Source organism: Bacillus sp. FSL W8-0645 (assembly GCF_038007905.1).
Classification (GTDB): Bacteria; Bacillota; Bacilli; order Bacillales; family Bacillaceae; genus Bacillus; species Bacillus pumilus.
In genome coordinates this window covers 3,782,941-3,802,007 of the sequence record NZ_JBBOYC010000001.1, presented here as the reverse complement: position 1 = coordinate 3,802,007, position 19,067 = coordinate 3,782,941, and the positions used below count along the sequence as shown (strand labels likewise).

19 protein-coding genes and 4 tRNA genes are annotated in these 19,067 nt (G+C 42.0%); 16 read left to right on the top strand and 7 right to left on the bottom strand.

All coding sequences use genetic code 11. The features are described from left to right. Nucleotides 1–12: 12 nt before the first annotated feature. The 5 genes from NST39_RS19665 to NST39_RS19645 all read right to left on the bottom strand — a co-directional run bounded on the left by NST39_RS19665 (nucleotide 13) and on the right by NST39_RS19645 (nucleotide 3,693). Nucleotides 13–1,227 carry a CynX/NimT family MFS transporter gene (locus NST39_RS19665; RefSeq protein WP_065097582.1) on the bottom strand — a complete coding sequence of 405 codons (1,215 nt, stop codon included), beginning with the start codon at nucleotides 1,225–1,227 and terminating at the stop codon, nucleotides 13–15. A 22-nt stretch (nucleotides 1,228–1,249) separates the two neighbouring features. Continuing rightward, nucleotides 1,250–1,396: a YycC family protein gene (locus tag NST39_RS19660; RefSeq protein WP_341029913.1), complete on the bottom strand. Its 147-nt coding sequence runs from the start codon at nucleotides 1,394–1,396 to the stop codon at nucleotides 1,250–1,252. A 206-nt stretch (nucleotides 1,397–1,602) separates the two neighbouring features. Continuing rightward, nucleotides 1,603–1,737 carry a hypothetical protein gene (locus NST39_RS19655; RefSeq protein ID WP_282062708.1) on the bottom strand — a complete coding sequence of 45 codons (135 nt, stop codon included), beginning with the start codon at nucleotides 1,735–1,737 and terminating at the stop codon, nucleotides 1,603–1,605. Between the two features lie 91 nt (nucleotides 1,738–1,828). Beyond that, nucleotides 1,829–2,749, bottom strand: coding sequence for a DUF4885 family protein (locus NST39_RS19650; protein ID WP_341029912.1), 921 nt, complete (start codon nucleotides 2,747–2,749; stop codon nucleotides 1,829–1,831). Further along, on the bottom strand, nucleotides 2,746–3,693 hold the full coding sequence (locus tag NST39_RS19645; RefSeq protein ID WP_341029911.1) for a DUF4885 family protein: 948 nt from the start codon (nucleotides 3,691–3,693) through the stop codon (nucleotides 2,746–2,748). The genes NST39_RS19650 and NST39_RS19645 overlap by 4 nt, the downstream gene beginning before the upstream one ends. Nucleotides 3,694–3,800: 107 nt before the next feature. On the opposite strand from NST39_RS19645, the gene NST39_RS19640 reads away from it, so the two are divergent. The 3 genes from NST39_RS19640 (at nucleotide 3,801) to NST39_RS19630 (ending at nucleotide 6,809) form a co-directional block, all read left to right on the top strand. Beyond that, nucleotides 3,801–4,658: a hypothetical protein gene (locus NST39_RS19640; RefSeq protein WP_341029910.1), complete on the top strand. Its 858-nt coding sequence runs from the start codon at nucleotides 3,801–3,803 to the stop codon at nucleotides 4,656–4,658. A 243-nt stretch (nucleotides 4,659–4,901) separates the two neighbouring features. Further along, a complete protein-coding gene (gene dnaB, locus NST39_RS19635) occupies nucleotides 4,902–6,266 on the top strand; it encodes a replicative DNA helicase (protein ID WP_003214779.1) in 1,365 nt (454 codons plus the stop codon). 129 nt (nucleotides 6,267–6,395) lie between these two features. Continuing rightward, nucleotides 6,396–6,809 (top strand): VOC family protein, encoded by a 414-nt coding sequence (locus NST39_RS19630; protein WP_341029909.1) that lies wholly within the window; start codon nucleotides 6,396–6,398, stop codon nucleotides 6,807–6,809. A 32-nt stretch (nucleotides 6,810–6,841) separates the two neighbouring features. Here NST39_RS19630 and NST39_RS19625 read toward each other — a convergent pair whose 3' ends face one another. Then, nucleotides 6,842–8,047, bottom strand: coding sequence for a cytochrome P450 (locus NST39_RS19625; protein ID WP_341029908.1), 1,206 nt, complete (start codon nucleotides 8,045–8,047; stop codon nucleotides 6,842–6,844). 136 nt (nucleotides 8,048–8,183) lie between these two features. Between NST39_RS19625 and NST39_RS19620 the strand changes: the two genes are divergently transcribed. The 4 genes from NST39_RS19620 to NST39_RS19605 all read left to right on the top strand — a co-directional run bounded on the left by NST39_RS19620 (nucleotide 8,184) and on the right by NST39_RS19605 (nucleotide 11,766). Next, on the top strand, nucleotides 8,184–8,765 hold the full coding sequence (locus NST39_RS19620) for a TetR/AcrR family transcriptional regulator (RefSeq protein ID WP_341029907.1): 582 nt from the start codon (nucleotides 8,184–8,186) through the stop codon (nucleotides 8,763–8,765). Nucleotides 8,766–8,981: 216 nt separating this feature from the next. Continuing rightward, entirely contained in the window at nucleotides 8,982–10,271 is a 1,290-nt protein-coding gene (locus NST39_RS19615; protein ID WP_113767962.1) for an adenylosuccinate synthase, read from the top strand. A 136-nt stretch (nucleotides 10,272–10,407) separates the two neighbouring features. Beyond that, nucleotides 10,408–11,541 (top strand): DUF418 domain-containing protein, encoded by a 1,134-nt coding sequence (locus NST39_RS19610; protein ID WP_341029906.1) that lies wholly within the window; start codon nucleotides 10,408–10,410, stop codon nucleotides 11,539–11,541. A gap of 15 nt (nucleotides 11,542–11,556) precedes the next feature. After that, nucleotides 11,557–11,766: a hypothetical protein gene (locus NST39_RS19605; RefSeq protein ID WP_283924072.1), complete on the top strand. Its 210-nt coding sequence runs from the start codon at nucleotides 11,557–11,559 to the stop codon at nucleotides 11,764–11,766. Between the two features lie 34 nt (nucleotides 11,767–11,800). Here NST39_RS19605 and NST39_RS19600 read toward each other — a convergent pair whose 3' ends face one another. After that, a complete protein-coding gene (locus NST39_RS19600; RefSeq protein ID WP_065097598.1) occupies nucleotides 11,801–12,319 on the bottom strand; it encodes a peroxiredoxin family protein in 519 nt (172 codons plus the stop codon). Between the two features lie 342 nt (nucleotides 12,320–12,661). Between NST39_RS19600 and NST39_RS19595 the strand changes: the two genes are divergently transcribed. The 9 genes from NST39_RS19595 (at nucleotide 12,662) to NST39_RS19555 (ending at nucleotide 18,998) form a co-directional block, all read left to right on the top strand. After that, nucleotides 12,662–12,737 (top strand) — tRNA-Lys (locus tag NST39_RS19595). Between the two features lie 6 nt (nucleotides 12,738–12,743). Further along, nucleotides 12,744–12,815 (top strand) — tRNA-Glu (locus NST39_RS19590). 81 nt (nucleotides 12,816–12,896) lie between these two features. Beyond that, nucleotides 12,897–12,973: transfer RNA gene (locus tag NST39_RS19585), tRNA-Asp, on the top strand. A 27-nt stretch (nucleotides 12,974–13,000) separates the two neighbouring features. Next, nucleotides 13,001–13,073 (top strand) — tRNA-Phe (locus NST39_RS19580). Between the two features lie 351 nt (nucleotides 13,074–13,424). Beyond that, nucleotides 13,425–14,132: a response regulator YycF gene (gene yycF, locus NST39_RS19575; RefSeq protein ID WP_003215017.1), complete on the top strand. Its 708-nt coding sequence runs from the start codon at nucleotides 13,425–13,427 to the stop codon at nucleotides 14,130–14,132. Nucleotides 14,133–14,139: 7 nt separating this feature from the next. Next, nucleotides 14,140–15,978, top strand: a complete 1,839-nt coding sequence (gene walK / locus NST39_RS19570) for a cell wall metabolism sensor histidine kinase WalK (RefSeq protein WP_050944648.1) — start codon at nucleotides 14,140–14,142, stop codon at nucleotides 15,976–15,978. Further along, nucleotides 15,968–17,347, top strand: a complete 1,380-nt coding sequence (yycH, locus tag NST39_RS19565) for a two-component system activity regulator YycH (RefSeq protein ID WP_278177313.1) — start codon at nucleotides 15,968–15,970, stop codon at nucleotides 17,345–17,347. Before walK ends, yycH begins: the two co-directional genes overlap by 11 nt. Then, nucleotides 17,334–18,197, top strand: a complete 864-nt coding sequence (locus NST39_RS19560) for a two-component system regulatory protein YycI (RefSeq protein ID WP_341029903.1) — start codon at nucleotides 17,334–17,336, stop codon at nucleotides 18,195–18,197. Before yycH ends, NST39_RS19560 begins: the two co-directional genes overlap by 14 nt. Before the next feature lie 6 nt (nucleotides 18,198–18,203). After that, nucleotides 18,204–18,998: an MBL fold metallo-hydrolase gene (locus NST39_RS19555; protein ID WP_034660602.1), complete on the top strand. Its 795-nt coding sequence runs from the start codon at nucleotides 18,204–18,206 to the stop codon at nucleotides 18,996–18,998. The last annotated feature ends 69 nt before the right edge of the window (nucleotides 18,999–19,067 follow it).

Sequence of the window (19,067 nt, the reverse complement as noted above, 5' to 3'; positions counted from 1 at the left end):
CGGGTTCTTTTTTTATGATGGATCTGAAATATAGACGCTTCGTCCGGCTCGCATACCGGATATAAACATGAAAAATAGGATGATAATAAAGATGATAATGGATGGCGTCCATGTATGTGTGAGATCAAAAAGGATACCGACCATGAAAGGACCAACGGCGGCTAATAAATAACCGAGAGACTGCGCCATTCCGGAAAGGGCAGCGGCTTGCTCCATATTGGTCGTCCGTAATCCGATAAAAGTGAGCGCCAGACTGATGCTGGCACCTTGTCCAATGCCGATCAATAAAACAGAGATCACAAGAATAGGCGTCGATCCTCCGAGAAGAAGCCCGATCATGCCAAGTAAATACACAAGGACAAGGCTCAAGACAAGCGGTCTTTGTGTTTTTAATTTTTCTGCAAAAACAGGCGTTAAAAAGGTGGATGGCAGCCCAGCAAACTGCATAATGGACAGCATCCAGCCGGCTGTCGACAGGTTCATTCCATGTGATGTTAAAATATCAGGAAACCAGGCGATGCTGCTATAGAAAAGGAATGACTGCAAGCCCATAAAAAAGGTCACCTGCCATGCGACACGTGAACGCCATATCGGCTGCTCTGTGAGCGAAATGCTTTTGACGGATGCTGTGTTCTGATGAAGAAGCTGCGGCGCCCAGACCATCATCGCGAGAAGTGCAAGGCCAGCCCATACGAGGAATGATGTATTCCAGCCGCCAGGCATCGTATGACTGAGCGGAACACTGACACCTGAAGCAAGTGCCGCAAAGACGGACATCGAGGTCGTATATACACTTGTCATCAAACCTGCATGTGCAGGAAATTTATGCTTCACAAGCCCCGGTAAGAGCACATTACATATCGCAATTCCGACACCGACAAGCGCGGTTCCCGCCATTAAGAAGGTGATCGTGCCAAACGAACGAATCACAATCCCAAATAGAAGGACAGCAAGCCCAAGCCAAAGGGTTCGTTCATTGCCAAGACGTTTTCCGATTTTAGGTGCAATTGGAGAAAGTAATGCGAATGAGAGCAGTGGTAATGTCGTGAGAAAACCTGCAAGTCCATTTGAAAGCTGCAAATCGGAACGAATGGCGCCGATGAGAGGGCCGACGGACGTAATGGCAGGCCGCAGGTTAAATGCAATAAGTAAAATCCCAGCAATCAGCAGGATGGTTTGTCCTTTACTGCGAGATTGTAATGTTGATTGTTCTAGTTGTTTTTCCATGAATGTAAACTCCTTTATTTCTTTAAGAAGAACGATCTTTCTTCTGTTCAAGCTCTGCTAGTTTAGCGATTAAGATATGCTGCGGCATATGCATGATTTGTTCAATGGGTACATTGAGTGATGCTGCAAGTTTTTGTGCTGTGTCGGCTGAGATTTGTAAAGGTTTCATGTGCAAATCCCTTCTCTTTCAATCTATAGGTTCCAATATATCATATAAGGGGATCGTTCTAATAGATTTTTTCACAACACACTGTGGATGTACAGAAAGGGTTATTTCAAGTGGACTTTATGATTGTTACGGATTAGATGGAATGACAAAGAAGCAGACAGCAAAGGTCTGCTTCTTATCTTTTCTAAAAAGGTCACCGGTGAGAATCAGTTTTTAAAACTCTTTTCTTTTAGCAGCTCTATGATGAGTTCATTTTGTTTTTCAATTCTGTTTAAACTTTTCTCAACCATGGTACTTGATATGAAAAGCACAATGAGAATGGCAATTCCCACAAATAACAAATAATCCCTCCTCAAATCACAACTATCAAACCAACAATTAATTTAATCCTTCTAGGAAGTTCTAGTTTTGTTGTAGGAATCCTTCTTCACTTCAACCAATATCATATAAAGAACCATTTTGATAACCAATAGATAATACCAAATCAGGAATAGAATCAAACCCGTTTTTGGCTAGATCAAATAGCTGTGCACCATAATGTGAAGCAGCAATGCGTGCATTTTCTGCTGTGTATGGATTTTTCAGGAGTTCTTCTTTGTATATATCAAAAATATTTGTTCCCTTATCCGTGACAAATTGACCGTTTACAATGCTTAAATCTTTTAAATTGTAGCCTGTCACCGTTTTGATTTGATTGACAAGATGGAACTTGGCAAGAGAATCCGGCGTGAATTGAGTAGAATCGTCATTTCTACTTTTCATAATATGGAAAAATAGTTCTCTTGTATTATTGGTTGTATTCAATAAGTCTTCTATTTGTTTGGTCAGCGATTCATCTGTTGATCCACCCACCACTAATTTGAAATGATTTGGGTCAATGGTAAAAGTTAAATTCGTGTTTTTGGGAATGTTTAAACCATTGGTAGAAAATAAAGCTTGCAGTTGTTCGTTTACCTTTTGGCGATTGAGTATTTTCTTTTCTACACTTTCTTGCGTAGGATCGTACCGTTTTTCATGACGAAAGGCGGCATCATTTGAATTATAATGTCCTCCTGTTCCATTATTAGCCCATCCAATTTCAATAGAGTAAGCCGCTTCTCTTTCTGGTTTGGTTAGATCACTTCTGAAATAAGGAGAATGTTTATTTCGATATTTATCAAATATATGGCCATGAGGGTCTTTGAATCGTTTATTTTGTTCATTTATTTTTTGATATTTTTCATCTAATATTTTCATTCGTCTATCAGCTTCGGTCATCACCTCATTTGTACTTTTAATGGCTGAATGTCTATTAAAGTCCATAAGGTTCTGATTGTTTAGAACAGCTGTTGTGTTTGATGTATTTATCTTCACTTTGATACTCCGTAATTCACTTTTTGTCCAATATCATATAAAGAATCATTTTGATAGCCAATAGATAATACCAAATCAGGAATAGAATCAAACCCGTTTTTGGCTAGATCAAATAGCTGTGCACCATAATGTGAAGCAGCAATGCGTGCATTTTCTGCTGTGTATGGATTTTTCAGGAGTTCTTCTTTGTATATATCAAAAATATTTATTCCCTTATCCGTGACAAATTGACCGTTTACAATGCTTAAATCTTTTAAATTGTAGCCTGTCACCGTTTTGATTTGATTGACAAGATGGAACTTGGCAAGAGAATCCGGCGTGAATTGAGTAGAATCTTCATTTCTACTTTTCATAATATGGAAAAATAGTTCTCTTGTATTATTGGTTGTATTCAATAAGTCTTCTATTTGTTTGACCAGCGATTCATCTGTTGATCCACCCACCACTAATTTGAAATGATTTGGGTCAATGGTAAAAGTTAAATTTGTGTTTTCAGGAATGGTTATACCGTTTTTAGAGAATAAATCTTGTAATTGTTCATTCACTTTTTGACGATTGAGTATTTTCTTTTCGACACTTTCTTGGGTAGGATCGTATCGTTTTTCATTCCGGAAGATGGCGTCATTAAAACTATAATACCCTCCTTTTCCAGTGTTTGCCCAACTTATTTCCATTTTGTAAGCAGATTCTCTTTCAGTTTTAGTTAGATCACTTCTGAAATAAGGAGAGTGTTTATTTCGATACTTATCAAATATATGACCATGAGGGTCTTTGAATCGTTTATTTTGTTCATTTATTTTTTCGTATTTCTCATCTAATATTTTCATTCGTCTATCAGATTCGGTCATCACCTCATTTGTACTTTTAATAGCTGATTGACCTTTAGAGTCTAGTCGGTTCTGATTGTTTGAAGCACCTGCCGTGTATGACGTATTAATATTCATTTTGATTCTCCTTTTCAAAAAATAGTGATTATTAAATATATCGGCATTAAAGTTAAAATTTGTTAGTTTTGATCCGATATAGTAATTATTACAAGGGGGTCCAAAATATGACAAAAAATATCTTTAAATCTTTTTTATTGCCAGTATTGTTGTTTGTTCTTTTTTTCAGTTTTATTGCGCCAAATTCAGCAGAAGCAGCTATTACAGGTAATAACAGTCCCGGCACAGCAAGTTCAATGGGGTATTGGAAATACAGTCGTTCAGATACGACAATCTTACCTGAAGGTGAAAATGAAGCGTATTATCAGTTCACGATCAATAAAGGTGAAAGGGTTTATGTAAGAAGTTCGTATAATAAGCAATATACAGGGATGGAAATAGACGTATATAATTCAAGATCTTCTGATACAGGGGTCAAAGTTATTAACCCTGATTCAGTAACGCCCTTTATTTTTGCAAATACTGATGACGTTACTTCTACTTCAGAAACTTATTTTGTAAAAGTGACCCGTGGTACATATACAGGGAATATGTATTTTACTGTCTCTATTCAAGATCGAATTAAATCTGGAAATGGGACATTCAACTTTACGGGGGCCGCTACCAACTTGGGGAATACTTCTTTGAATTTTTCAGGTGTTGATTCTTCTGTCATTACAATGGATTTAACGAGCAATTCTTCTATCCCTATAAATGCAATCGTTAAATCCATTTCAACAACTAGTACCCAATCGCCTAACCAAGGCAATGTTACTCACAAGCTGATGGGTGATGAAAACAAGATTTGGAACGAATCCGTGTTTTCATCTGCAACAAGTGGTTCTTACCGTATTTCTCTGGAAAATCAATTAAGAGTGGCTCAAAAATGGAGCTTTAAGTACAACGCAAAAGCTACAGCGAGATCTACTATGAGCAATGTCAAAGCCGATATTCGTTACGAATATGATGTCACAGACGGGTTCTAATCGTTTGAATTAAAGGTCAGCTAAACATCCATAAAGAGACAAGGCGCAATACGCCTTGTCTCTTTTGTTACGTCCGCATTCATGCCTTTCGTTTTCAATCCTTCTCCCTATATATTTAAAGGCACTGTTCAATCAATCATCCTCATGGTAATTTTGACTATAGTCGATGTTTTTCACTTTTTTATTGATGAAAATGTTAAAATGATGAGTAGCGTATTTTTTTATGAAAGGACGGTGCTTGGCATGACGGAACTTCTCGATGACCGGCTGCCGCCGCAAAATATAGAAGCCGAGCAGGCCGTATTAGGTGCTGTTTTTTTAGAACCATCTGCGCTCACGCTCGCTTCTGAAGTATTAATTCCAGAGGATTTCTATAGAATGTCGCATCAAAAGATATACAATGCGATGCTTGTACTTGGTGATAGAGGGGAACCGGTCGATCTTGTTACGGTGACTTCTGAACTGGCCAATACAGATTTACTAGAAGAGGTAGGCGGGATTTCGTATTTAACCGATATTGCGAACTCTGTCCCAACTGCCGCAAACATTGAATACTATGCAAAAATTGTAGAAGAGAAATCAATTTTAAGACGTCTGATCCGTACGGCGACAACCATTGCACAGGATGGATACACGCGTGAGGATGAAGTAGAGGATCTGTTGAGTGATGCTGAAAAGACCATTATGGAAGTGGCGCAGCGTAAAAACTCAGGAGCCTTCCAAAACATTAAGGACGTTCTTGTTCAGACATATGATAATATTGAACAGCTTCATAACCGCAAAGGCGATATCACAGGGATTCCAACAGGTTTCTCCGAGCTTGACCGGATGACAGCTGGATTCCAGCGAAATGACTTAATTATTGTAGCGGCTCGTCCATCAGTAGGGAAAACGGCTTTCGCATTGAACATCGCACAAAATGTTGCGACCAAAACGGACGAAAGTGTCGCCATCTTTAGTTTAGAGATGGGGGCTGAGCAGCTCGTCATGCGTATGCTTTGTGCAGAGGGGAATATCAATGCACAGAACCTAAGAACCGGTAACCTGACAGAAGAGGACTGGGGCAAGCTGACAATGGCGATGGGCTCGCTATCAAATAGTGGGATTTTCATTGACGATACACCTGGAATCAGAGTAAGTGAAATTCGCTCGAAATGCCGCCGTTTGAAGCAAGAAAACGGTCTTGGCATGATCCTGATTGACTATTTACAGCTCATTCAAGGGAGCGGACGATCAAGCGATAACCGTCAGCAAGAGGTTTCTGAAATCTCTAGGGCATTAAAATCACTGGCAAGGGAGCTTGAAGTTCCAGTTATTGCTTTGTCTCAGCTTTCACGTGGAGTAGAGCAGCGTCAGGACAAACGTCCGATGATGTCTGATATCCGTGAATCAGGAAGTATCGAGCAGGATGCCGATATCGTGGCATTCCTTTATCGTGATGATTACTACGACAAAGAATCAGAGAATAAGAACATTATTGAAATCATCATTGCCAAACAGCGTAACGGCCCAGTTGGTACAGTATCACTGGCGTTCGTCAAAGAATATAACAAATTCGTCAACCTGGAAAGAAGATTTGACGATGCGGGTGTTCCGCCCGGTGCTTAAAGCCCAGCTCAAGAAGCTGGGCTTTTTTTGATGGATCTACATCGAAAGAATGATTGAAAAACGATCGAAATGAGGAGGAGAGAAAGAAAGAGAAATCGTATACTAAAAGAAGAAAAGGAGTGATGACTGATGAAATTCCAACAGTTCGAAGCCGCTCAATTACGCATCGCACGCCCAACCGTCAACATGGAAGAGGTTGTGTCCTTTTATGAAGAAGGCTTAGGGCTTAAACGAATAGGTTCTTTTGATCAGCATGAAGGATATGATGGTGTCATGCTAGGACTTCCTCATCAGCATGTTCATTTAGAAATCACGAAGCATGAAGAAGAAGAAAGCCTGCCCGCTCCGCATCCAGAACAACTTCTTGTGTTCTATATTCCAGATGCTGAGGAATTTCAGCAAATGAAAGAGAGGTTGATCTCATTTGGCGGACGGCAAGTCACCTCTACAAATCCATATTGGGAACGGGGAGGAGCAATCATTGAAGATCCAGATGGGTATCGCATTGTGCTCATGAACACAGATGGAATCACCCCCGTTTAAAAAAAGACTCCCTTGCCCGGGAGTCTTTTCTGTTATGAACGAGGCGTGACACGCAGTTTCAGCTCTTTCAGTCCATACATGCTGCTGCTTGTCATCGGAACGTAAGAAAGGAGCTCTAACGCCTCATATCGTTCGATTAAAATCTTTATAGCTGTACATGCTTCAAGACGTGCCAGTGGTGCGCCAAGACAGAAATGGATGCCGTGCCCGAAACCAATATGAGGGTTAGGGTGGCGGTGTATATCGTATTCATGTGCGCTTGAAAATTGACGCTCATCTCGGTTGGCAGAAGCAAGAAACACAATCACATTGTCCCCCTTTTTCAACACTTCCCCTCCAAGCTCTGTATCTTTTGTGACATAACGGACGATCGTAGGAGCTGGTGCACGAAAACGGACGGCCTCTTCCACCGCACATGGGATGAGTTCAGGTGATTGGGAGAGCGCTTCATACGCACCCGGCTGTTCTAACAAGCTGAAGATCATATTGGAGATCAAGTTGGTGGTTGTTTCGTTGCCGGCTAAAAGAAGAAGATTACAGAATGGTATTAGTTCATCCGCTGACAGTTTGTCTCCATTCTCCTCCGCTTGAATAATGAGGGAAATCAAATCATCACCGAGGTTGTGACGTTTCTTTTCAATGGTGTCTGCAAAAAACGCCATCATGTCAGCTTCTCCTTTGTCACGTGTTTTCTGCCATTCAGCTACATCCTCCTCATTTTCACTTTTAGGCATGCTGACGAGAATATCTGACCATTCTTTAAAGGATTGTTTATGCTCTGACGGCACACCTAAAAGCTCTGCAATGACAATGACAGGAAGCGGATAAGAGATGTCTTGCACTAGGTCAATCTCTTTTTTTCCTTCAAGTTGTGCCATGAGTTCATCCATCAATTCTTGAATACGAGGCTCCCACAATTTCATGACTCGAGGAGTAAAGGCTTTGCTGACAATGGAGCGGATACGAGTGTGATTGGGAGGGTCCATCATCACCATTGTTTTCATCAGTGAATGCTTCCGCTGGTTTTTAGGAGGCTGACTCGAAAAGGTATCTTTATCGATTGTCACACGTTTTGCTTCCTCGTAGGTGAATACACTCCACGTTCGGCTGGCTTCGTCAAAATGAACAGGTGATGTCTGGCGCATGTTGGCATACCAATCAAATGGGTGATACGGGTCCTGCTTGTTTTTCCCTCTTAATAACGTTTTTTGCACGGCACTTGGGGTCGTTGTTTCCATGATCATCACTCCTTATAGGTTGTCAGATGCTTCCTTTTTTTCATTGTGTTAGATTAAAGTTAATTCATCAGCCTGGAGGATTCAACCAACAGAAAAGCGAAATCTGTTGAAGAAAATAGGAAGGGGAGAGCGGCTTGTGGCGGACTGCTACAGAGAGGATAAGCGCGCAACGGAATCAAAGCAGCAATTAAGAAAAGCATTATTTCAGTTATTAAGCGAGAAAGAATGGGGGAAGATTTCTGTACAGGATTTGACGAAAGTGGCGGGCATTCACCGCACGACCTTTTATCAGCATTATGAGGATAAATTTGATCTTGCCCAGCAGGTGATGGATGAGATGTTTGATGTGATGAAGTGTGCCATTTTTGCGCCTGTACAAGAAGATGATTTGGAAAAAGAACATGCAGCATATGTATATATTTTTCGATTTTATCAGCATTTGCAAGAACACGAAGAGGAGTATCAAATTCTCTTGAAACGAGGACGAGAGCTCAATATTCATGAAACGGTTCGTGCTTTTTTTGAAGAAAGCTTTTCTTTGGGGGTAAAGGGGGTCGCAGGCTCAAAACCTGATCCGCATCTCGTTCCTATCGACATGCAGAAGCAATTCGTCATTTCGGCTTACGTTGGAACAGCTGAATGGTGGCTGAGGACAGGGAGACCGTACTCACCTGATTTTATGGCAAGCTCGATGATTCATTTAATTGAAAATCAATAGAAAGTAAGAATAATCAAAATCGTTGTTTTTACTCAAAATCTCCCTTTTTAAGCGCAGAAGAAGTGATTAAAGCGCTTTTTCCCATAATTAAAACGAACAAAATCTGATTTCGAGATATTATTGTTCGGATTTCGCGTTGACTTTTTCGTTTTGCATTGATAAAATAAATGTGTTTGAAAGAGATAACGTTTTGAAAGGTTAACGGAGGTGCACGATATGTCTTCAGTAGTCGTAGTAGGTACGCAGTGGGGTGACGAAGGGAAAGGGAAAATTACCGATTTCCTTTCAGAAAATGCAGAGGTGATTGCCCGTTATCAAGGGGGAAACAATGCAGGTCACACGATCAAATTTGATGGAGTGACTTACAAGCTACACCTCATTCCGTCCGGTATTTTTTATAAAGAAAAAACTTGTGTCATCGGTAATGGAATGGTGGTTGATCCTAAAGCGTTGGTCACTGAGCTTGCGTATCTTCACGAACGGAATGTGAGTACAGATAACCTCAGAATCAGCAATAGAGCCCATGTGATTTTGCCTTACCATTTAAAATTGGACGAGGTAGAAGAAGAGCGGAAAGGGGCTAACAAGATCGGTACGACGAAAAAAGGAATCGGACCAGCTTATATGGACAAAGCAGCTCGTATCGGTATCCGTGTCGCAGATCTATTAGATCGTGAAGTATTTGAAGAGAAGCTTGCACGTAACCTAGAAGAGAAAAATCGTCTTTTAGAGAAAATGTACGACGCAGAAGGCTTCAAGATTGAAGATATTTTAGACGAGTATTATGAATATGGCCAGCAAGTGAAAAAATATGTCGTGGACACATCTGTTGTCTTGAATGACGCACTAGATGAAGGCCGCCGCGTGCTATTTGAAGGAGCACAAGGTGTGATGCTTGATATCGATCAAGGGACATATCCATTTGTTACGTCATCTAACCCAGTGGCTGGAGGAGTGACGATTGGTTCTGGTGTAGGACCGACGAAAATTCAACATGTGGTCGGCGTGTCAAAAGCGTACACAACACGTGTTGGAGATGGCCCATTCCCGACAGAACTCCATGATGAAATTGGTGATCAAATCCGTGAGGTTGGCCGTGAATACGGTACAACAACTGGACGCCCGCGCCGTGTTGGCTGGTTTGACAGTGTTGTTGTCCGTCATGCTCGCCGTGTGAGCGGAATTACTGATCTATCTCTTAACTCAATTGATGTATTGACAGGGATTGAGAAATTGAAAATCTGTGTCGCTTATAAATTGAACGGAGAAATCACAGAAGAATTCCCAGCAAGTCTAAAGGAACTAGCGAAATGTGAACCTGTCTACGAAGAAATGCCAGGATGGACAGAGGATATTACAGGCGTGAAGAATTTAAGCGAACTGCCTGAAAATGCCCGCCACTATTTAGAGCGCATTTCACAATTAACAGGTATTCCACTTTCCATTTTCTCAGTTGGACCAGATCGTTCACAAACGAACGTTGTCCGCAGCGTGTACCGTCCATAATCATAGACTGATCAGACACCAGTAAAATTGCACATTTTACTGGTGTCTTTTTGTTTAAATATTTCTTAATTTCAGTAGAACAGGCTTCCGACCATTACCAAAATATGATAACTGTATAGGGGGAAGGAGCGTTCTAGTGAAAGAAAGAATAAGATTATTAGATATTTTAAGAGGTTTTGCCATATTAGGTACATTGGGAACGAACGTCTGGTTTTTTGCGTATGCAGGGGATACCTTTGCGACAGATCAGATTGCAGATGAATATGAACATGGCAGTTTTCTAGAAAGCCTTGTTTCCATGTTCGTCTATGGGAAAATGCTCTCACTGCTTACCATCATGTTCGGTGTAGGGCTAGAGCTGAAATACCAGCAGGCCAAAAGAAAAAACACGCCTTGGCCGGGTACATATTTATGGATTCTTTTATTTTTATTTATCGAAGGCTTTGTCCATTTTGCACTTGTGATGGAATATGATGTGCTCATGAGTTACGCTGTCACCGGTTTGCTTGTGGCATTTATTGTACGAGGAGGGAGCAAGCGTATCAAAAGAGGCATGATCTTCTCTGGAGTCATTCATCTGCTTGTTCTGTCCTGTCTGATGGTGTTTGCCCTCTCTGAAATGGACACCGCATCGTATGATCAAAGTAGTGAACCGGCGCTGGAAGAGCAGCTGCCAGAGACATGGATCTCGCAGGTTCAAGAACGATTACAACACTTTTTCATGTACCGTGAGGAAGCGATCTTTATCATTCCAATGAACACATTTTTGTTTTTATTAGGGGTGCGGATGATGAGAGCCGGTGTATTTTATGCAAATGAACGCGGGCAATCTCTGCGGAAAAGATTATTCCGAATCGGTCTGTGGGTGGGTTTGCCGCTGAATGCACTTGTCTTCGTTCCGAACGAACTAGTGGAATTCGTTGTGCGCTATGCGTTTTCGCCATTCCTCTCTCTTTTCTATATCGCTGTCATTGCGAAGCTCCTGGCGCATACGGAGTCATGGTTCATGTGGAATTGGTTTGAATATGTAGGGAAAATGGCGCTCAGCTGTTACATCCTGCAAAATGTCATCTGCTCGGTTCTTTTTTATAGCTGGGGATTGGGTCTTGGCGGGCAAATCAACGCCCCTCTTATCGTATTGGCATGGCTGCTCATTTCACTTCTGCAAATCGCCATATCAGCATGTTGTCTAAAGGTTTGGAGAATTGGTCCAATGGAATATATTCGTTCGCAGGCACTTCGCCGGGTGACGAAGAAGAAAGCAGCATAAAGGGGAATTGTTACAATGTTTTTCAAAAAAAGTACGAAAAAAGAACAAGCGAATGCACATAAAGCAGCAGGACCGGCATTTATCTTTTATCTTCTTGCATTAGGAGGACATTCGCTGTACTCTTATTTCCAGGATGATAAACCACCCGTCACCTTTGTCATTCTCATGGCGGGTCTCCTTGTATTTTTCGCCGCAGACTGGATATATAATAAAAGGAATTCATAAAAGAAGCCCTCGTCATGAGGGCTTCTTTCTTATTTCAGCTTTTATATTGGCCTTTTAAATTTTTACGAATGTACTGAATGATTTTGCGCAGTTCGTTGGCATGCGGTCTGCCAAACGGACTTGTTTGTCTTTGCTGATAGAGGACTTGGCCCTTTTCGTTTAGTAAGAAATAGGCAGGTTCCCCGTGCACTCCGTGATCTTCATAAGGAGCATCTTCTCCGTGATAGTGGACTTCATATGCTTTTAATGAAGTGAGGTCCTTGTCAGACATGATTGGGAAGGATAGTCCTTCTTTATCGGCAAATTCCTTCAAGTCATCAGAATGATCCGTTGAAATCGCCATTAAGTGGATATCCTTGTCTTGAAAGTATGATTGCTGCTGTTCAAGCTCTTTCAATTCTTCTACACATACTGGGCACCATGAGCCTCTAAAGAAGACGATGAGGTGCCAGCTTTGATGCTCCTCTAAATGTTTGTGAAAATCAATATGTTCGCCCTGAATGGTTGGAAGTGAAAAATTGGGCATTTTATCTCCTAATTTAAATGAACTCATACTGCTTCCTCCTTTTTCAATCACAATGTCACTTGTATCATGTATAACCAATTTCGGGCGGTCTAAAACGTTTCTATGTGCTTGAATAGGCAGAGGTCATGAAAAGAGGCAGTAAAAATGAAGGCGGTTGCAAATAGAAGGGCTTTGGCGGGAGATTTCAAATCCGACACTTTTTTTAAAAAAATGTCGAAAAACGTATTGCCATATGTAATTACTCTATGATATTATAAATCTCGTTGTTGCAAAGGTCTCTGAAACTTGTTAGGATGCGATGTTCCAGCTTTTTTAAAGCGATTGGTTTGACGCAATACAACTTCTTCAGAATTACTTTTCACAAACCGAGAGCCATTAGCTCAGTTGGTAGAGCATCTGACTTTTAATCAGAGGGTCGAAGGTTCGAGTCCTTCATGGCTCACCATGTATTGGCCCGTTGGTCAAGCGGTTAAGACACCGCCCTTTCACGGCGGTAACACGGGTTCGAATCCCGTACGGGTCATTGATTTACTTTAGCGTTAAGCTAATTTTTCCTCACTTGCTTGAAGGAGCACCACGATTGCTTTTTCGGGCAAGTTACTGAGGTCCGGTAGTTCAGTTGGTTAGAATGCCTGCCTGTCACGCAGGAGGTCGCGGGTTCGAGTCCCGTCCGGACCGCCATTTATACTTATTCATCTTTTTGATGATGGCTCGGTAGCTCAGTTGGTAGAGCAACGGACTGAAAATCCGTGTGTCGGCGGTTCGATTCCGTCCCGAGCCACTTCCAAACGCATCTGCAATCGCAGGTGCGTTTTTATTATATGAAAAAAAGGCATAAAAAGGGAGAAGCCGGACCTAGGTAGGGCCCGGCTCCATAAGAAGAAGACGTTACATCTATATAGACGATTGGTGACTGGAAAAGTTTCGATAAAAAAGGAAAAAAGCCATCAATTTTTTTGAGAGGTGACTTCCTATCCAACGTTTACTAGAAAAGAAAGCCGTTATTATTTTTATCTTTGCCACGTAAAGCGTTATAATAGACAGTGAGCCTTTTTTGCTCAAATGAAAAAGGTCTGATGAGACATGCAAAAATGGAATGACATAGATGCTAAAAATGCAGGAGGAAATCACAATGGAAAAAAAGATTCTTGTCGTAGATGATGAAAAACCGATTGCTGATATATTGGAATTTAACTTAAGAAAAGAGGGCTATGAGGTTCATTGTGCATATGACGGCAATGAAGCCCTTGAAATGGTAGAAGAAATCAAACCGGACATTATTCTGCTCGACATTATGCTACCGAACAAAGATGGCGTTGAGGTATGCCGTGAAGTGAGAAAGAAATATGACATGCCGATTATCATGCTGACAGCAAAAGACTCTGAAATTGATAAAGTCATCGGTCTTGAGCTTGGCGCAGATGATTATGTGACGAAGCCATTTAGCACGCGCGAGCTGCTTGCCCGTGTGAAAGCGAATTTGAGAAGACAAATTGCTACGCCGCAGACAGAGGAAGAATCTGAATCAAATGATATTGAAATTGGATCACTTGTCATTTATCCAGATGCGTATGTAGTGTCTAAGCGCGAGGAAACGATTGAATTGACGCACCGTGAGTTCGAATTGCTTCATTACTTAGCGAAACATATCGGACAGGTCATGACACGTGAGCACTTGCTGCAAACCGTTTGGGGCTACGATTACTTTGGGGATGTCCGTACAGTAGACGTCACCGTCCGCCGTCTTCGTGAGAAAATTGAAGACAACCCTAGCCACCCTAGCTGGATCGTGACAAGACGAGGCGTCGGCTACTATTTAAGAAACCCAGAGCAGGACTAAGATTCTTATGAATAAAGTAGGTTTTTTTCGCTCGATTCACTTTAAATTGACCTTAATTTACGTGCTGCTCATCATCGTCGCCATGCAGATCATTGGCGTGTACTTTGTGAAGCAGCTAGAGCAGTCCTTAATTAATTCATATGATAATTCCTTGAATCAGCGAATCTACTCGTTATCGTATTACCTAGAACAAGATTCATCGAAAAGTAAGGCAGAATTAAAAGAGGATGCTCAAAAGATATTAAACGACTTTAACAACAAAGATGAGTCTAATGAAATATCTGAAGTCAGCTATATTGATGAAAGCAGAGAGGTGATTGCCTCTGTGAATAACGGCAGTCAGGAGATTGCCGGCAAGAAAATCACAGATCAAATCATTAGCCGTATTTTCGCAGTAGGCAAAGACTATGAAAAGAAATTCTATGACCCAGAATCAAATAAACGGGTGCGTATCTCTGCGACAGCCGTGAAAAATGAAAACCAAGAAACTGTCGGTGTGATTTATGTTGTGTCTTCGATGGAGAGCGTGTTTAACCAAATGCGAACCATTAACACCATTTTGGCAACTGGCACACTGATCGCACTTGGGACGACCGCACTACTTGGAATTTTCATCTTTAGAACAATCACTCATCCTATTTCGGATATGAGGAAGCAAGCGATCGAGCTCGCCAAAGGGAACTTTTCCAGAAAGGTTCGAAAGTATGGACATGACGAGATTGGCCAGCTTGCGACGACCTTTAACCATCTGACGAGAGAGCTGGAGGAAGCGCAGCTGATGACGGAGGGTGAGCGAAAGAAGCTTTCTTCTGTCATTGCCTATATGACAGATGGCGTCATCGCCACGAATCAAAACGGTGCCATTATTCTATTAAACAGCCCGGCATTAGAGCTGTTAAATGTTTCACGTGAAACAGCACTAGAGATGCCGATCACGTCCTTACTGGGCCTCGAGGACACGCATACCTTTGAAGATTTAGTCGAAAATCAAGATTCCATGCTGATAGAAATCGAACGCGAAGATCAGCTGTCTGTTTTGCGTGTCAATTTCTCAGTGATTCAGAAAGAGCATGGGAAGATTGATGGTTTAATTGCGGTCATTTATGACGTCACAGAGCAGGAGAAAATCGATGCAGAACGCCGTGAATTCGTCGCAAACGTATCACATGAGCTGCGCACACCGCTAACGACGATGCGAAGCTATCTTGAGGCTCTGGCTGAAGGCGCAATTGGTGATAAAGAGCTTGCGCCAAGGTTCCTCAGTGTTACGCAAAATGAAACAGAGCGCATGATCCGGCTTGTTAATGACCTGCTGCAGCTGTCTAAGTTCGACAGCAAGGATTATCAATTCAACCGTGAGTGGACGAATTTTATCAGATTTATCTCATTGGTCATTGATCGTTTTGAAATGACAAAGGAGCAGCATGTCGAGTTTATTCGCAATCTTCCGCAACGTGAAATATATGTGGAAATTGATCAAGATAAAATCACACAAGTGCTCGATAATATCATTTCCAATGCTATGAAATACTCGCCAGAGGGTGGACATATCACGTTTACCGTTGATCTGGATGAGGAGAATGGCCTTGTATTATTCAGCGTCAAAGATGAAGGGATCGGTATTCCGAAGAAGGATATGGATAAAATCTTTGAACGTTTTTATCGAGTGGATAAGGCGAGAACAAGAAAACTTGGCGGAACCGGCCTAGGCCTTGCGATTGCAAAAGAAATGGTTCAGGCTCATGGCGGAGATATTTGGGCTGACAGCATTGAAGGAAAAGGAACAACAGTGACCTTTACCCTTCCGTACAATGAAGAACAAGAGGATGATTGGGATGAAGCGTGAGACCTTTAAAACCATAATATTGACAATCCTAATTGCGATCAGTCTTGTGTTTACGTGGAATATTTGGATGTTCCAGCCCGTCATGCAGGACCAGGCAGATGCCGGCACTAAGGTCGTGGAAACGAAGAAGATATCAAGCGATGAGCCTAGAAGCCTCATTGATGTCGTGAAGCCGCGGGAGATGTTCATCCATTCAAATGGGGAGCATTTTAAAGTGGATCAAAAGGAACTCTTTCAAAACTTCTGGAATGATGTGAGCCTTTGGGATGTGAAAGAGATTTCGGATGTGTCAGATCAATATTCGGAGCAGAAATTTAAGAATTTCTTCTATGGAAGCGGAGGACAGGGGAAGACATTGGATCTTGTGTTCAATGACCCGATTCCGATTGATATTTTCCAAGCGTTGTTTAAATGGCCGAACAAGTCCATTGAATACAATTCGTTTGACCGGATGATTGTGCCGTTCTCCCAGCAGGACAAGGCCAATAAGAAAGTTTATTTGGTTTCATATAGCAAGGAAACGGTGCTTGAGCTGACAATAGAGTCTGCTAACTATCGGAATCTCATGGACAGTATCGCAGCCGCTCAAAACGAGATGCCGCACTATGATCTCTATACATTCTCAGCGAATTCGAAACGAGATTTCCTCCTTCCGAGAAAGCAAAAGCAGCTTGAAGCAAAAATGTTCTTTATCGAAACGATTAAGACAAGCAAATTCAAGGACGCTTTGTTTACGGATCCGAGTCTAGTCGGCGAGGAGTCTAATTTAAACCGAACGGTGTACACAGATGGCACAAGCCGCCTTGAAGCCAATCAAAAAGACCACCGCATCCAATATCAACATCGCAATATCAACAGCAGCACCGTTTTCCAAACGGGTGATTTGATCAAGCGAAGTGTGAAGTATTTCAATGATACGGGGAGCTTTACCGATGACTTTCAATACTTTGGTATCAATAGCAACCAGCAGCTTTCCTTTAATATGTTTATGGATGGCCTGCCGATCGTCAATAGTACAAAGCACCCATTTGGGATGACCTCTCTTGAAGTACAGTGGGCGAATGACGACATCTTGAATTACAAGCGTCCAAACTATATTCTAGGCAACAAAGCGAGTCAGAGCGAACAGGTCAAGCTGATGAACGGGACAGAGCTGAAAGACTTAATCGTCAAGCAGACGAAATATGATGACCTTGAGAAAATTGAACAAATTTTCCCGGCCTATCAAGCTGCTTCCACCGCATCAGATCAAGATCAAGCGATGTTTGTCTGGCTGGACCCAGTATGGTGCATGAAATACAATGGCAAAACCGTGATTCTATCGCATGATTTGTTGACAGAGGGGGGCGAGAATCATGGAGTGGAATAAGACCAAAACGATCTTTATCCTAGCCTTTCTCGTTCTCGATATCTTTCTAGGTTTTCAATACTTTGAAAAACGATCAACCGATCATTTTGCGATTATCGAAAAAACGGATACGCTGGAAGAAATGAAGGCAGACGGGATCAAATATGGCAATCTATCAGATGAAGCGAAGATTGGCTATCGCATTACAGCTGAAAAGAAGCAATATACGAAAAAGGATGTTGACGAATTAGCTGATCAAAAGGCGAAAAGCACATTCCCGAAAACAGACAAAGATGATCCTGTCACGCTGCTTGAAATGACTTTCAATAAACCAGTGGCCTTGCCGAAAAAAGATATGAAAACAGCGGCGGCAAACCTTGTGAACCAGCGTTTGCTGGATGGGAAGAATTATAAGCTGTGGAGTATTGATGAAGAGACAGGGAAAATCGTCTTTTTCCAAACGTATAAAGGGAAATATATTTTCCAAGAGGGGCTTGATGACTCCGAAACTATCGGAAAAATCACCCTAGATCTAAATGATAAAAACGAGGTCGTATCGTATCAGCAGTCGATGGTGACATCGATTAATGAAGTGAGAAAAGAAACCCTTGTGCCAGCGCTTGAAACTGTGAAGGATTTATATACGCAAAACATGCTGAGCCAAAACACGACCGTGAAAAAGGTAGAGCTGGGCTACTATACGCAATACCCAGGTGCAAGCACGCAGGTCATGGTGCCTGTATGGCGAGTCGAGCTTGAAGGCGTATCAGCTGGTTCAAAGAAAAAGACAGAAGAAGAATATTTGATCAATGCCATTGATGGCTCAACACTTGATCATATAGAGAAAGATGACAAATCCTCAATGGAGTGAGAGAACATGAGCTTGCAGTTCAGTGTACTAGCGAGCGGAAGTACGGGGAACGCTTTTTATTTAGAAACAGACGAGCATGCCTTTTTAGTGGATGCTGGGTTAAGCGGCAAACAGATGGTCGAGCTGCTTGGTCAAATCGACCGCAAGCCTGAGGACTTGGACGGCATTTTTGTGACACACGAGCACTCAGATCATATTAAAGGGCTCGGTGTTATGGCAAGAAAGTACAAGCTCCCTGTCTATGCAAATGCGAAAACATGGAAGGCGATGGAGTCTCATATCGGGAAGATTGATACAGAGCAAAAATTCCATTTTGATATGGAAACCGTCCAATCCTTTGGCGGTCTCGATGTTGAGTCCTTTGGTGTCTCACATGATGCGGCTGAACCCATGTTTTACGTGTTCCATTATGGCGGGCGCAAACTTGCCCTAATGACGGATACAGGCTATGTGAGTGACCGTATGAAAGGGATCATTCAGTCAGCCAATACATTTGTATTTGAGAGCAATCATGATGTCGGTATGCTGCAAATGGGTCGATACCCGTGGAGCATTAAGCGCAGAATTCTAAGCGATGTCGGACATGTTTCAAATGAAGATGCGGCTCTTGCGATGACAGATGTCATTGGAGATGCCACCTCACGCATTTACTTGGCTCATTTGAGTCAAGACAACAACATGAAGGATTTAGCCCGTATGGCGGTCCAGCAGACGCTTGAGATGAAAGGCTTTGTTGTCGGGGATGGCTTTGATTTATATGATACGGACCCGAAAAAAGCAACCCCGCTTTGCGCCGTATGATTTTTACAATCGTATGATTAAGATAAGAGCTTCTTACCAACACTATATACATCATCTATTCACTGAAAG